We start from the raw sequence: 15,612 nt of genomic DNA on the forward strand, positions 1-15,612 counted from the left end.
CTTTTAACGAACACCGTGCATCATTTTTTTCAAAAATGGGGTCAAAGCAAACAATATAATTGCGGCAATACCAGTAAGCACAACAAATACCATAAAGAATTCATATAAGTTATGAATTTCAAACCCTGCAAAGAAATGATTTGCAGCACTAATTTGATGTTTGTCTAAAAGAGCAAGCTGCTCAGCTGTAGGTGTTATAGTTTTATCTAAAACCCCCTGAAGATCAATACCTAATTCTTTTGCTTTTGCAAATTTATCCCCAGTAGCTGGCAAGATAGAACCTAAAGTACCTCCTAAAGCATAACCTGATGCATTAGACAAGAAAAATACTCCATACAGCAATGAAGCAAAACGTTTTGGAGATAATTTACCTACCAATGACAAACCTATTGGAGATAAACATAACTCAGCACATGTATTTAAGAAATATAATAATATCAACCACTTAACTAATAACAATCCAGAAGTTCCAATATAAGAAACTTGAGTCGCGATCATAAAGAAACTCAAAGAAATAACTACCAATCCAACAGCTAGTTTTACAGTAGAAATAGGCTCTTTTCCTTTTGATCTTAAAGTATCCCATAATACACTAAAAGGAACAGCTAATATTACTACAAATAGTCCGTTAAAAATCTGCACCATTGATGCAGGCATTTGGAAACCAAAGAAGTTTCTATCCGTTTGGTTATCTGCGATAAAAGTTAATGATGAACCAGCTTGTTCAAAAGCTGCCCAGAAGAAAATAATAAAAAAAGAAACGATATAAATTACAAAAATACGATCTCTCTCTATTTTAGTTAATGAAGAATCTGAAATGATCAATCCAGCTAAAGCCAATCCACTTGAATAAATTAATGTATAAATTAGATTCTGTTCAATTACATAATGAAAGAATAAACCTAAAACAAAGAAACTAACTCCAGCAATTATTAAAGCTTTATTAGAAAAATTAGCTTTTTGAGCCTCTCCTTCTTCAAAATCAGAAGCATCATTTTTAGACGGTAAGCCTCCTAAAGGTTTTCCTTCTGGAGTAACCACATATTTATTTTTTAAAAAGTAAAAAAGTAAAGTTCCTAAAAGCATTGCAATCGAAGCTGCTAAAAATCCCCATTTAAAAGCGTGAATATCTCTAAGACCACCAATCTCTTTAACATCTCCTAAAATCGGACAAATAGACTGCCCTAAGAAAGCACCAATATTAATTCCCATATAGAAAATAGTGAAGGCAGAATCTAATTTGGTTTTTTCTTGTTTTGGATACAAACTCCCAACCATACTAGAAATATTCGGTTTAAAGAAACCGTTACCAAAAACGATAATTCCTAATCCGCTATACATTACAATTTTAGCCAAGCTTAAATTTGCTTCAAAAATACTACCACTGGCAAATAAAAATAGTTGCCCCACTGCCATCATGAAACCTCCAAGAAGAATACAGTTTCTGTTTCCGAAAAAACGATCGGCAATAAACCCACCAAGCATTGGTGTTAAGTAACAAAGTCCAAGAAAACCTCCATAAATCAATGAAGCTTCTTCTTCTTTCATCAATAATGAATTTACAAGAAATAAAGTCAATAAGGCACGCATGCCATAAAAATTAAATCGCTCCCACATCTCTGTTCCAAACAATACCCAAAGCCCTTTTGGATGCGCCGTACTCACTTGTTTTTCTTCCATATTATTCATTATTATATTTAGGTTAATTAGATTTTAATTAAAGATTTTCCTTGATAAAGTTAGTCATTTTAGTATAAAGCTGAACTCTTGTTTTTCCGCCATAAATACCGTGATCTTTATCTGGATAAATTTGCGAATCAAATTGTTTATTAGCTTGTATTAACGCCTCCATCATTTGCATTGTATTTTGCACATGCACATTATCATCTGCTGATCCATGAATTAAAAGAAACTTACCTTTTAATTTATCAACATGATTAATAGGAGAGTTATTATCATAACCACTTGCGTTCTCTTGAGGAGTCTGCATATATCTTTCTGTATAAACCGAATCATAAAATCTCCAATTAGTAACTGGAGCGACAGCTATAGCCATTTTAAAAACGTCGTTCCCTTGGAAGATACAGTTTGAAGCCATAAATCCACCATAACTCCATCCGAAAATTCCAATTCTCGAAGCATCAACATAAGGATAATTACCAATAACTTTAGCTGCATCAATTTGATCTTCAACTTCGTATTTTCCTAATTGTAATTGTGTTACTTTCTTGAATTCAGCTCCTTTAAACCCAGTTCCTCTACCGTCTACACAAGCAACGATATAGCCTTGTTGCGTTAGCATTTCGAACCAGTAATCATTAGAATTATTCCATTGATTCGCCACTTGCTGAGAACCTGGTCCTGAGTATTGAAACATAAAAACAGGATATTTTTTGGCAGGATCAAAATCTTTAGGCTTTAAGATCCATGCATTCAACTCATTTCCTTTAGCTGTTTTTAGGACTAAAAATTCTTTTGTAGCAAGATTGTATGCTTTTAAACTAGAAGCTAGTGCTTCATTATTCTCTATAACTTGTAATTCTTTTCCAGCTTTTGCATCGTTAAGAGTAAAAGTTGTAGGCTGAGATGCACTTGAGAATGTATTAATGTAGTATTGAAAATTCGGGCTGAAGGTTGCCTTACTAGTACCTACGTTTTTAGATAAACGTACTTTATTTTTTCCGTCAAGAGCAATTCGGTAAATATCACGATTGATTGACCCATTTTCTGTAGATTGATAAAAAACAGTTTTTGTTTTCTCATCAAATCCGTAATATGAAGTTACTTCCCAATTTCCTTTAGTAACTTGATTTTTGAGCTTTCCTGTTTTATCATATAAATAAATATGATTAAAACCATCTTTTTCACTAGTCCAGATAAAACTATTGTCTTTTAAGAAAGTTAAGTTATCTGTAACATCAATGTAGGCTTTATCTTTTTCATTAAGGACTACTTTTGAAGCTCCTGAAGTACCATCAACAAACAATAAATCTAAATTATTCTGGTGACGATTTAACACCTGAGCCGACAATGTATTAGTATCATTTGTCCACTTCATCCTTGCAATATAAAAGTCGTTATAATTTCCTAACTTAACTTCTTTAGTAGCATTTGCAGCAGCATCATATATATGTAACGAAACTAATGCATTTTTTTCTCCTGCCTTAGGATATTTAAAAGTCTCAATTGTAGGATACAAGTCTGTTTTAAAAATCGACATTGAGAATTCTGGAACTAAGCTTTCATCAAAACGAATGTAAGCTAGTTTCTTACTGTCTTTGCTCCAATCGAAAGCCCGCACAAAAGCAAACTCTTCTTCATAAACCCAATCAGTAATACCATTGATAATAGAATTTTTCTTTCCATCAGTTGTAATCTGAGTCGATTTTTTAGAAGCTAAATCATATACATATAGATTATTTTCTTTTGCGTAAGCTATTTTCTGTCCATCTGGCGAGAAAGTTGGCTCTTGAACCTTAAAGTCAAACAGCTTTGTTAACTCTTTTGTGTCTATATTATATAAATAATAATCTGCTGTAAACGAGTGACGGAAGATTTTGGTAGAATTACAAGCCAATAAAATCATTTTTTCTGATGCATCAAAAGTATAACTATTGATCATCGGTAACTCTCTGTGATTTTTTGTATCAATTAAAGTTGTTACTTTTTTTAACGTAGCATAATCGTACAAATCAATTTGCATGCTCCTACTTGCCCTATCAAAATTAAGTACAGTATACTGGTTGGCATTTTGTAGTGATTGTAGTTTAAACATTTCTTTGGTTCGAAATATCCCGCTAAAAACGTCATCTACAGTGATTTTTTGTTGACCAAAAACAGTGAAACAAATAAATAAAAGTAATGCGGTAAGTTTGCTTGTATTCATACAAATGAGTTAAATATAAAAAAGAGCCCAATTTTAGTGAAAAAAATACACATAATATACATTCCAAGTGTTAAATGTTAAGAAATTGGTTTTTTATATTATTTAATGTCCGTAATTACATTACAAACAAAACCGTTAAAATGGTATCTTTGCAGCAATACTACTATTTAATCAATTGAGAATGAACAACGCCGTTGCTGGATTTTCTAAATTATCCAAAGAAGAAAAAATAAACTGGATTGCAAAAAAGTACTTTTCTACACCAGAAAAAGCAGTTTTCTTACTTAAAAGTTACTGGAATACCGATGAAAAATTACAGAAATTACATGATGAATTCATCGAAAACACCATAACCAATTTTTATATTCCGCTTGGTGTAGCTCCAAATTTCCTGATAAACGACAAATATACCACAATACCAATGGCAATCGAAGAGAGTTCGGTTGTTGCGGCAGCTTCAAAAGCAGCCAAATTTTGGTCAACTCGTGGTGGGTTTAAAGCTACAGTTATCAACACCGAAAAGATAGGCCAAGTACATTTTACTTTTAATGGTGATGTTTCAAAACTGAACTTATTTTTCGCACAAACAAAAAGTAAATTCTTTAGCGATACCGAAAGCATAACCAAAAATATGCAACAACGTGGTGGTGGGATCCTAGACATTGTTTTAAGAGACAAAACCAATTTATTGCCAAATTACTTTCAGCTTCATGCCACCTTTGAAACCAAAGATAGCATGGGAGCTAATTTTATAAATTCATGTTTAGAGCAATTTGCCAAAACATTAAAAGAAGCTTCTCAGGAATACGAATTATTCACAGAAGCTAATGAAGAGGTAAAAGTCATCATGAGCATACTCTCTAATTATGTTCCAAACTGCATTGTAAGAGCCGAAGTTTCATGTCCTGTAGATGAATTGGCCGAAAAACACATACCAAATCCTCAAGAATTTGCCGAACGATTTGTTCAAGCTGTACAAATTGCAGAAGTTGAACCATTCCGAGCTGTAACCCACAACAAAGGAATCATGAATGGAGCCGATGCTGTAATACTTGCCACAGGAAATGATTTCCGTGCTGTAGAAGCAGGAGTTCATGCCTATGCATCCAGAAACGGACAATATTCAAGTTTGTCACATGCTAAAATCGAAGATGGAATTTTTACATTTTGGCTAGATATGCCTCTAGCTTTAGGCACTGTTGGTGGACTAACTTCTTTACATCCGTTAGTCAAATTTTCATTACAAATGTTAGAAAATCCATCAGCTCCGCAGTTAATGCAAATTGTAGCTGTTGCTGGTTTAGCACAAAACTTTGCAGCACTGCGTTCATTAACCACTACTGGAATTCAGGAGGGACATATGAAAATGCACATTAATAATATCATCAATCAATTTGCTGCCGATGACAACGAACGTCATTTAATCAAAAACCATTTTAAAAATCATACCATATCGCATAGTGCAGTAGTCGATTTTATTGAAAACCTAAGAAAATAATAAGGAGCCATTCCCGCTGTACGTTATATCTTTATGTTTTTAAAGACAAAACACAAAGGATACCACTGCCATCGGGGCTAAAAATAAATGCATGAAAACAACTTTTTATAGTAACGGAAAACTTTTAATAACCGGAGAATACTTAGTATTAGATGGAGCAAAAGCATTTGCATTACCAACAAAATTTGGACAAAGTTTAATTATTGCTAAAGGAGAAAATCAAGAAATACAATGGAAAAGTTACGATGCCGATAATAGTATTTGGTTTGAAGACACTATAACTTTTAAAGAAATAATAGATAATCCTGAGCCCAAAACAGAAACAATAAAAACTACATTAGTAAATATTCTACACGAAGCTTATTTATTAAACCCTGAGTTTTTAACTCAATCAGAAGGATACCAAATAAGCACACAACTTACTTTTCCTAAAAATTGGGGACTAGGCACATCATCGACATTATTAAACAATATTGCTCAATGGACAAAAATTGATGCTTTTACGCTTCTTAAAAACAGTTTTGGAGGGAGTGGATATGATATTGCCTGTGCACAAAACAATACTCCTATATTGTATCATCTGCAACAAGATTTACCAATTGTAGAAACCATAGACTTCAATCCTGAATTCAGTCAGAATCTACACTTTGTATACTTAAACAAAAAACAAAGCAGCAAAGCAGCCATAACAGCCTATTACAACAACAAAAACAGTCACCTATCAAAGATAATTGCCAATAACGACAAAATAACGCAAGCCGTTATACATGCCAAAACTGGAAAAGAATTTGCTAAAACATTAGCCATCCACGAAGCCGAAATGAGCAATATTCTAGAAATGCAAACCATCAAGGAAAGACTCTTTCCAGATTTTGATGGCGTTATAAAAAGCCTTGGTGCTTGGGGAGGCGATTTTGTAATGGTAATATCAAAAGATAACCCAACAGAATATTTTACCGCCAAAGGATATAAAACAATAATTCCTTATAATGAAATGATACTGTCTTAAACATCAAATTCTAAAAAACACAAACCTTGCTATACTTTAGCAAGGTTTTTTTTTGACTCTTTAGTCAACACAATATAATCAATACAAGATGACAAGATACCTAACAGGCTTTAAAGATCTGTTAGGATAACAACACACAATCTTATTAAGCCTCTTTATATTTCATAAGTAATCTTACTTTACCTATAACAAACTATACCTTCGGTTGGGTTGGGTTGGCCGAGCAGAATAAAAACCTAATCTTTAATTAGTGGCAAAAAAATTACTCCTCAAGACTTCAAACACCTTGCATGGTAAAATCTCAAACTATAAAACAAAAAAATCCCGAAATAAATATTTCGGGATTTTCAATTTAATCTTTTATCTAAGTCGTAATAAACTAGTAGCTAAAGTGAGCTCTGTTATCAACGATTTTAGCATTATCTTTCAATGCAGGAAGAATTCTGTTTACATCCTGTGCACTTTGAGCTTTAACTTGAGCAACATAAGCTGCGTGGTCTTTTAAAGCTGGTGCTTTTATAGTGCTTATATTTTTAACAACATATACACCTGTATTACCTTCAATTGGAGCAGACAATTTACCTGCTGCCAAAGCAAATGCATTACCTACAACTTTTGGCTCTTGACCAACTCCACCAGGTAAAACTGGATTATTCATAGTAACATCTGTTGCTTGTTGTACAGCTACTCCAGCACTCTTAGCAATTGCTTCGATAGTAGTACCATTCATTTTAGCTTTAAGTATTTCAGCTTTTTTCTTGTTTTTAAGAATTGGCTCTACATAAGGTCTTGCAACATCTACAGATACTAAACCAGTTTTGTTAATACTCTTAAGTTGTGCAATAACGTGACCGATATTAGCTACCTCAAAACGTTTAACATCTCCTTTACTTGTTCCTTTTTCAAAAGCCCATCTTACGATAGTTCTTTGATTTCCTAATGGTCCGAAATTTTCATCCATTGCTTTTACAGTAACTGCAGGAGAAACGGTTAATTTCATATCTTTTGCAACTTTATTAAAATCTTTATCAGCTGCATCCATTTCAAATTTAGTTGCCTGAGTAAATACTCTATCTGAAGTTGCTTCAGATGCTTCGATTTTTTGAGCTACAGTTGCTAAACGAACACCATCTTGTTTGTCTGTAATTTTGATAATATGGAAACCAAAAGGAGTTTCTACCAATCCTACTTTCCCAATTGGGTTATTGAAAACGAAATCATTAAATGGTTTTACCATTTGATTTTGACCAAAATATCCTAAATCACCACCTTGCTGTGCAGATGAATCATCTGAAGCTGTAAAAGCCAACATCAAGAAACTATCTGGATTTGCATTAACTTGAGCCAAAACTTCTTCTGCTTTAGCTTTAGCTTGTTCTTTAGTTCTTCTTTCTTTTTGGTTTGGAACCTGAGTTCCTTCATAACTAATTAAGATATGACTTGCTTTTGCATTAACTCCTGCTTTAAATCCTAAAGATTTAGAAATACAGTAGTAGTTACCAAAAATGTAAGGTCCGTAAACTTCACCTGGTGCAAGACTAAATAATTTATCAGCATCTACAGCTGGCAAATCTTTCTTAGCTACATAAGTTGAATCGTAAGGTACATCTGAATTTGAATTAACAAAGTCTGCAATATTCTTAGCTGATTTAAATCCTGGCAAAGTATCATTTTTACCTGTTTTTTGGTTGTAAACAACACTTCCAGATAATAACGCTGTTACTTTTGCTTTAATTTCTGCTTCATCTTCTTTAGATGCTTTATCTTCAATTAAAACATACTGAATCTCACGAGTTTCATCTGCTTTAAATTTCTTTTCGTCTTTTTTCATGAAATCAACGATTTCAGAATCTGAAACTTTTACATCGCTATCTTTGATAGAAGAATATAAACCAGCTGCAAATGCAAAGTTAACTTTGTTTGCTTCCATTTCATATTTCAACTTACCTTCTGCTACAGTTGTATAAAGACCTGCTTTAATCAACGTATTGTATATTTGGTATTTTGCATTCAAATCTGCATCTTTCTCTCTATCTTTTAGATATTGAGCTTGCTCTGGATTTGCTTTAAAATATTCTTTAAATTTTGCTACGTCAAAAATCCCTGCTGCATTTAAGAACATTGGGTTTTTCCCGATATTTTGGTCAGCTTTTAAAACCTCAAGTAAATGCTTCTCACCTACTCTTAATCCTAATTTATCAAACTCTGATGATAACAAAGCAATAGAAACCTCTTGATCCCAAACTCTGTTTGCAGCTTCAGTGGAAGTTATTCCTTGTCCACTTTTTTCAACACTACTAACTTTGATTCTAAAATCTTCAAATGAAATATCTTTCCCATTGATGCTTCCTACGTCTTTTGAACTCTCACCAAAATTTCCACTACTGAAAAGATCTTGAATGATAAATGCAAATAATGCAAGTGCAATAGCGCCTATCAATAAAGCGGAACGTTGTCTAATTTTTGCTAAAACTGCCATTTTTATTGTTGTTAATTTTATATTCAGTTTGCGAAAATACAATTATCTAGCTAATAATAATACTAGTAGCAATTTATTTTCCAAGATTTTTTATTTTTCTAAAAAAAATCACTCTTTTATAGTCATTTTGACTAATTCTATTTTCTTATTTGTCGCCTCTTCTATCACAAAATGATAGTTTCCTATGGTAATTTCTTCCCCAATTTGCGGAATTTCTTTTGTATGATCTACAATAAAGCCTCCCAAGGTACCATAAGAATCACTTTCTGGAATATTCAATTTATATGTCTCATTTAAATACTCAACATCAAATCGAGTTGAAAAAATATATTTCCCTTCTCCTAATTCTTTTTCTATTAATTCTTCATCTGAATCATGCTCATCTTCAATCTCTCCGAACAACTCCTCTACAATATCTTCAACAGTTATTATTCCAGAAGTTCCTCCATATTCATCCAATACAACAGCTACACTTTTTCGTTTTTTGGTAAGCAAGTTCAAAACATCTTTTATGTAAACTGTTTCTGGAACAAACTCTACAGGAATCAATACCGATTTTATTGTTTCTGGCTTTTTGAATAAATCAAAAGAATGTACATATCCTAAAATATCATCTAATGAATTCTGATAAACAAGTATTTTAGAATACCCTGTTTCTACAAATAAAGCCTTAAGCTCATCTATAGTATCAAATAATTCAACTGCATCTATTTCAGTACGAGGCGTCATTATATCTCTTGCTTTCACGCCCGAAAACTCTAAAGCATTCTGAAATATTTGTATCTCCGAATCAACTTCTTCATCATCTTCCACCGTACTCATTTGCTCTGAAATATAATTCCCAAGTTCAACTTTACTAAAGAAAAACTGAACCTGATCTCCCTCTGTCTTAAAAAATCTACGTAAGATAAAATCTGAAATCCAGATAAAGAAAGTAGAAATATAATAAAAAAGCCAGTAAAAAAAATATGCTGGAATTGCAAAAAATTTAATTAATGAATTCGCATAAATTTGAAAAAATACTTTTGGAAAAAACTCTGCTGTAATTAAAATAAAGAAAGTTGAAATCACAGTTTGAACAAGCAAACTAGTAACATTCGAAAAATGATACCCAAAGCCTATAAGCGTCCTTAAGAGCAAGTCACCCATAAAAAAACTATAAACAACTATTGCAATATTGTTCCCAATAAGCATAGCTGCTATAAATTTTGAAGGTTTTTCGGTAAGCTTAGTAAGAATTTTAGATAAGAAGTTCTCTTGCTTCTTCTCTATCTCTAGATAAATTTTATTCGAAGATATGAATGCAATTTCCATACCCGAAAAAAAGGCTGATAGTATTAAACATAGTATTATAATACTAATCTCCATTTTTATTATTTTTTATTACGATTGTCTAGTTTGTTGGCAAATTTTCTCCTAAAAAAGAACATAAAGATTCCCATTCCTGCAATCAAAAAACTTAACCAAGGAGTAGCTTCACCTGCACTTATTTTCATTATTGCCTCATAAAGAAAAAGAATTGCAACTATTAAATAAGCGTATTGTGTATATTTTAAGTAACCCATAATTATTATTTTTTATTCTTCGGTTTCTATCTCTCCGTTTATTCGTTGAGAGTTTATTATTTTAAAATCTTTGCTAAAATCAATTCCTTGACCGTATGAAACTCCTTTTGCATCTGTAAATTTAAACTTTCTTTCGGTATAAAACCATTCGTTTTTCTGATCAAAATACAACTGCTCTGTCTCTAACATCTGGCCATCATCTGTAGTGATTTTTACTTTTCCTTGTAAGTCGATAACAGAAGTTTGTTTATACGAAATAGCATAATTTGCTCTTACATAGGTACGTTTGCGTTTTTTATCATACAAAGTAACATCTATACCTTTGGGAAAATCAGTAAAAGGAAAACTAACATTAGAGTAATCCAACATCTTGGGACTTATTAAAATTCCTGAAATAAGCCCAGAATCGGTATATTTTATATTGACATTGTCAGCATCACTGGCAGGAACAAACTCTACAAAATTACTTCTTTGTACGTCTTTGAAATTGCCTTCACATCCTAGAAAAAACATCGTAATAAAAATTACGAGCCCAGGAATGACACTATATTTTTTAAGTAAATTCATTCACTAAATAAGGTATTAAACCCTAATTAAAGAGTTTATAATCTGGATTAATTAAACTTGCTTCTTTCGAACCATTTATCGTTTAATGAGAAACCAAGACTAAAATTAGCATAATTCTCTTGAATTAAACCTGCTGATGTAGTTCCTCTTTTCCCAAACTCCATTCCGAAATTGATATTCGAAAATGTTCCTGAAATTGGAAATCCAGCCCCAAGTGTAAGTCCAATATCATTTACACGCTGTGAATTAATTATCAAGGCAGTTCTTTCGTATTTAAGACCTGCTCTATAAGTAACTCTATTAAAGTATCCTGAAAAAGAGCTATAATTAGGAACAAAATAACCTCCCAAGCTTGCACTTGCTGATTTTCCATATCCTACATTTGGCGCAGCATTATATATACTTGATTGATCAACTGAGTTTTGATATGAAACTTTTCCTCCAATTAACCACTTTCTTGCCTCTCCTACACCTGCACTCAAAGCTAGTTTGAACGGCATATTTACATCAACTTTATCTTTTATATCTTCTCCTGGATCTAAAACAGTAAAATTAAGCCCTGAACCAAGCATTCCTGTCGAAATATTTCTTGTGTTTTCAGAAGTCAATTTACTTTGTATAGTATATGTTGCGCTACTAAAGAAAGACAACTTTTTATTTATTTTATACTGATACATTGCTCCCAAGTTAAAATTAACTCCTGACAAATAAGTCGTATTTAATTCTCTAGTTCCAACCGGAACATCAGTAACAAACTCTAAACTAGTCGTTTCAATTTTACCAAAATCATATTGAACATCTGCTCCAATACTTAAATTCGGTTTAACTTTATATGCAAGTCCAAAATAAACTTTATTCAAACCTCCTGAACCATCAAATCTTTTATTATTAAGCCCATTATTTGCTGCAAGTGATTCAATTTGATATCCTACAGATGAATATGGAATTAACCCAAAACCTACTCCAAACTTTTTACCTAAAGGCAAACCTACAGCTATATAATCTAAGGTTGTTCTTTGCGCTTTTGCCGATTCTTTAGAAGTTTTTAATGTACTTGAATTAAATGTTCCTCCTACTGTAAAACTTGTTAGTTTTAAATTTGCATAACTCGCAGGATTCTCCAAATTAATATGAATACTATCTTGCTCTACTGCAATACCCGACATAGAACGACTTTCGACAGTTCCTTTAAACCTTACATCACCAATTCCGTAAAAAGAATAAGGGGAAGATGTTCCTTGCTGAGCAAAAGACACGAATGACAAAAGTAAGCATGCGCTTATTATAATTTTTTTAATCATTGTTGATTTTATATTGAAATGTTTGGTTCAAACTTTCTAATAAGAAATTTGAATTGGCAAATATGGTATTTTTTAATCGTTTAGCCAAAAAAAGTGCATCACCACCCGTTAAAATTATTATAAAATTTAAGTAGTCTGTTTTGTATTGATCGATAAAACCGTCTATTTCATAGACGAATCCATTGACAACCCCTGAATGCATTGATTCGGGAGTTGAATTACCAATATATCTTTCAGGTTCTTCAAATGTTAATAACGGAAGTTTTGCTGTATAATTATGGAGCGCTTCATATCTTAATCGTAGTCCTGGAGATATGGCTCCCCCTAAATAATTATCGTTTTCGTCGACAAAATCGTATGTTATACAAGTTCCTGCATCAATAACCAATCTATTTTGATTAGGATATTGCAGCGTTGCTCCACTAGCAAGCACAATTCGATCTATTCCTAAAGTTTTTGGCGTAGCATATTTATTTTTAAACGGAAAGCAATCTTCATTTGTCAAAAAACAAACATTTACTACATTATTAAAAACTAAAAATGAATCTTTTCCAATATTTCCAACCGAAGCAACAACCAAATCTGTTACTTTTTCAAATTTATTTAAAATATTTTTGATTCTTTTTTCGAGCTCATTTTTATCAAAAACAAAAAACTCCAAAGCAGTATTATTCTCAAAAACAGCACCTTTAATACGTGTATTTCCAACATCGATTGTTAAAACCATAACTTCTTATTTACTGCTGCGAAGATACGAATTGATTTTTTTTTAAAATTGTTTTGGAGAAACTAAAAAACATTCTATATTTGCACCCGCAATATGCACGGTACCTTAGCTCAGATGGTAGAGCAATGGACTGAAAATCCATGTGTCCCTGGTTCGATCCCTGGAGGTACCACAAAACCCACTCAAACGAGTGGGTTTTTTGTTTTTTCTTGACAAATACAATTCTTTCTTCGAATTTACCTTGGATAAACTAAAAAACATTCTATATTTGCACCCGCAATATGCACGGTACCTTAGCTCAGATGGTAGAGCAATGGACTGAAAATCCATGTGTCCCTGGTTCGATCCCTGGAGGTACCACAAAACCCACTCAAACGAGTGGGTTTTCTGTTTTTAATACTTTCCTGATTTTACTACCAAAAAAAATTACCGTAAAGTGCGTAAAGTAATAAACACAAATGTTCGCAAAGTTTTATGATAAAGCTTTGCGAACATTTGCGTTTTTAAACATATTCTTAAGTAAAAATATTAGCGACTTTGCGGTAATATTTTACGGTTAAAAAACAAAAAAATTATTGATGAAACACAGAAACTGCAGGGAAATAATATCCTGAATAATTTACAGATGCTGTTTTTGCTCCTGAATCGGCGTTGAATAAATAAAGATTATTTATGGAGAAATTCACACCAAAACCTGAATTTAAGGTATTTACCACCAAAGTATTTTTCTTTCGGTCATAACCAATTCCTGCACCATATAAAATATTTGAATTTGTTAATGTAATGAATGGCGTAGCCAATGACTCTGAAGTACCTGTGTATTTGTAAATTTCTTTACCACCACTCCAACTGCCATTTTTAGCAATGAAAACATTATTTTTAGCAGCCGTAATAGAACCCGGATGCCAAGCTCCCCAGCTTCCATAAGCCTGAAAACCTAACGCTATTTCTTTTACTTCAAGAGTATTTGAATCTATACTTATAAGATTTTTACCTCCTGCTACCCATACTTTTTTATCATCAGTAACAGCAAATCCTAGAACCATACCTGGAATAGTTTTTTCGACTGCCAATGTTGAAGCATTTATAACAATAACACCTTTTGAAGCTGACAATGCAAAAATATAACCGTTGGTCTTAACAACATCTCCAACCTGACCTGTAACGCCTTCGATTTGTCCATTAACCTCCATCGTATTAAGATTAAGCTTAAATATCCCTTTACTAGAAGTCAAAAGAGCTTGATTTTCATCAACACCTACTACTGCACGCCAGTCGTTTCCGCCTTTAGCTGGAATTCTTTTCTCTTCTTTTAATGAATATGCATCGGCTACCACAACAGGTCCGCTAACTTTAGAAACTAAAAATAGTTTTTTACTAATGATGGTTCCAAATTCTAATGTAGATGATGCCGGTTTTAAATCTTTATCTGGATTTACTTTTACAAAAACACTATCTTCTATAGCTCTTGTATCGTATCTATAAAACCCTACCGTTCCTGTTCCGTGACCAAACCATCCTTCGTTAATCATAAAAAAACCGTTTTCATATGCTCCCCACGCATGAATATCATAAGTAAGAGAAACTTTTCCGCCATCATTTTTGGCCGTCATCGTAATTTTAAAATCTCCTCTTGTTTCTGGTTTAAAGATATAGGTCGAATCTGACCCTACTACTTTTCCGTCTACAGCCCATTCAAAAGAAACATTCTTTCTTTCTGCTAATTTTGAGTTTAATTGAAGCGTTTTTCCAATGGTTAAAGTATCTTTTAATTGCTGTTCGCCTTTTATTACTGGAGGCGCTGTAAAATCGTCATCATTATTACACGAAACTGTCAGCATCATCAAAGAAGCAATTACAATTAATTGCCTAGAAAAAAATTGGTTTTTCATTATTAAATATTTAAAAATTATATTACTTAAATTTTTAAATCGAAATACAATTTACCCTTGCAAAAGTTGTACAAATAAACTTTTGTAAAAGCACAGCATATTGTAAAACGATACGTTTTAATGATTTTTTTAGTGGAGAAAAAGAAAACATCGAAAAGGGAAACTTCCAGAAAAAGATTGCTTTTACAATATCATATTTGCAGAAAAAAAATCTCATAAATTCCATTTTTGGCTTACGAGAATAGAATAGATAAACAATACCATTATCACACAAGGTGAAAAGTATTACTCTTAATTCAAGCTTCAATCCCCGAAAGCTATTTATTACTATAAAAACGGCAGGTCTTCTGACTTACTCCCTACACCCAGCCTTCCCTTTCTAAATGAAAAGTGACGTATTAAAGGGTTTCGGTTAATGAGCTTACAGCTGCGGGACAGTTTTGGATTTACACCAAATTCCCTTTTAATGTCAATATTATAACAATATGACAACCATTTTTTGTTTTAAAATTTGAGCTGCAAAACTAGTGTTTTCTTTCGTAACAAAACAATAGTTCTTTATTTTAAAGGCCTTGAGCATCTCTGCAAACTATAATTTATTTTAAACTATCAAGCTTTTATTTACTGAATAAATACTAAATCAACAAATAAGCACTATTTGTTAAAAAAGCATCAAATAAATAAAAAA

The 15,612-nt window shown here is 32.5% G+C and carries 11 protein-coding genes, 2 tRNA genes and 1 riboswitch; of the genes, 4 read left to right on the plus strand and 9 right to left on the minus strand.

What is annotated here, in order from left to right:
- Positions 1–3: 3 nt before the first annotated feature.
- Both OIU80_RS04425 and OIU80_RS04430 read right to left on the minus strand, forming a co-directional pair.
- Positions 4–1,680, minus strand: coding sequence for a peptide MFS transporter (locus tag OIU80_RS04425; RefSeq protein ID WP_264285835.1), 1,677 nt, complete (start codon positions 1,678–1,680; stop codon positions 4–6).
- A 37-nt stretch (positions 1,681–1,717) separates the two neighbouring features.
- Positions 1,718–3,886, minus strand: coding sequence for a S9 family peptidase (locus OIU80_RS04430; protein WP_264285836.1), 2,169 nt, complete (start codon positions 3,884–3,886; stop codon positions 1,718–1,720).
- Between the two features lie 181 nt (positions 3,887–4,067).
- On the opposite strand from OIU80_RS04430, the gene OIU80_RS04435 reads away from it, so the two are divergent.
- A complete protein-coding gene (locus tag OIU80_RS04435; RefSeq protein ID WP_264285837.1) occupies positions 4,068–5,384 on the plus strand; it encodes a hydroxymethylglutaryl-CoA reductase, degradative in 1,317 nt (438 codons plus the stop codon).
- 91 nt (positions 5,385–5,475) lie between these two features.
- Positions 5,476–6,393, plus strand: coding sequence for a GYDIA family GHMP kinase (locus tag OIU80_RS04440; RefSeq protein ID WP_264285838.1), 918 nt, complete (start codon positions 5,476–5,478; stop codon positions 6,391–6,393).
- Positions 6,394–6,772: 379 nt separating this feature from the next.
- On the opposite strand, the gene OIU80_RS04445 is transcribed toward OIU80_RS04440, so the two are convergent.
- From OIU80_RS04445 to OIU80_RS04470, 6 genes are all read right to left on the minus strand, one after another.
- Entirely contained in the window at positions 6,773–8,872 is a 2,100-nt protein-coding gene (locus OIU80_RS04445) for a peptidylprolyl isomerase (protein ID WP_264285839.1), read from the minus strand.
- A gap of 108 nt (positions 8,873–8,980) precedes the next feature.
- Positions 8,981–10,240 (minus strand): hemolysin family protein, encoded by a 1,260-nt coding sequence (locus OIU80_RS04450; RefSeq protein WP_264285840.1) that lies wholly within the window; start codon positions 10,238–10,240, stop codon positions 8,981–8,983.
- 5 nt (positions 10,241–10,245) lie between these two features.
- The gene (locus tag OIU80_RS04455) at positions 10,246–10,437 is read right to left on the minus strand and encodes a hypothetical protein (protein WP_264285841.1); all 192 of its coding nucleotides are present in this window, start codon (positions 10,435–10,437) and stop codon (positions 10,246–10,248) included.
- A gap of 12 nt (positions 10,438–10,449) precedes the next feature.
- Positions 10,450–11,004, minus strand: a complete 555-nt coding sequence (gene lptC, locus OIU80_RS04460; RefSeq protein ID WP_264285842.1) for an LPS export ABC transporter periplasmic protein LptC — start codon at positions 11,002–11,004, stop codon at positions 10,450–10,452.
- 47 nt (positions 11,005–11,051) lie between these two features.
- On the minus strand, positions 11,052–12,305 hold the full coding sequence (locus tag OIU80_RS04465) for a hypothetical protein (protein WP_264285843.1): 1,254 nt from the start codon (positions 12,303–12,305) through the stop codon (positions 11,052–11,054).
- Positions 12,298–13,032 carry a type III pantothenate kinase gene (locus OIU80_RS04470; protein WP_264285844.1) on the minus strand — a complete coding sequence of 245 codons (735 nt, stop codon included), beginning with the start codon at positions 13,030–13,032 and terminating at the stop codon, positions 12,298–12,300. The genes OIU80_RS04465 and OIU80_RS04470 overlap by 8 nt, the downstream gene beginning before the upstream one ends.
- Positions 13,033–13,131: 99 nt before the next feature.
- Between OIU80_RS04470 and OIU80_RS04475 the strand changes: the two genes are divergently transcribed.
- Positions 13,132–13,204, plus strand: a tRNA-Phe gene (locus tag OIU80_RS04475).
- A gap of 115 nt (positions 13,205–13,319) precedes the next feature.
- Positions 13,320–13,392 (plus strand) — tRNA-Phe (locus OIU80_RS04480).
- A 212-nt stretch (positions 13,393–13,604) separates the two neighbouring features.
- Here the strand turns inward: OIU80_RS04480 and OIU80_RS04485 are convergent.
- Positions 13,605–14,924 (minus strand): DUF5074 domain-containing protein, encoded by a 1,320-nt coding sequence (locus OIU80_RS04485; RefSeq protein WP_264285845.1) that lies wholly within the window; start codon positions 14,922–14,924, stop codon positions 13,605–13,607.
- Positions 14,925–15,244: 320 nt separating this feature from the next.
- Positions 15,245–15,436, minus strand: a riboswitch (cobalamin riboswitch).
- Positions 15,437–15,612 lie beyond the last annotated feature (176 nt).

It is taken from the genome of Flavobacterium frigoritolerans, assembly GCF_025847275.1.
GTDB classification, from domain to species: domain Bacteria; phylum Bacteroidota; class Bacteroidia; order Flavobacteriales; family Flavobacteriaceae; genus Flavobacterium; species Flavobacterium frigoritolerans.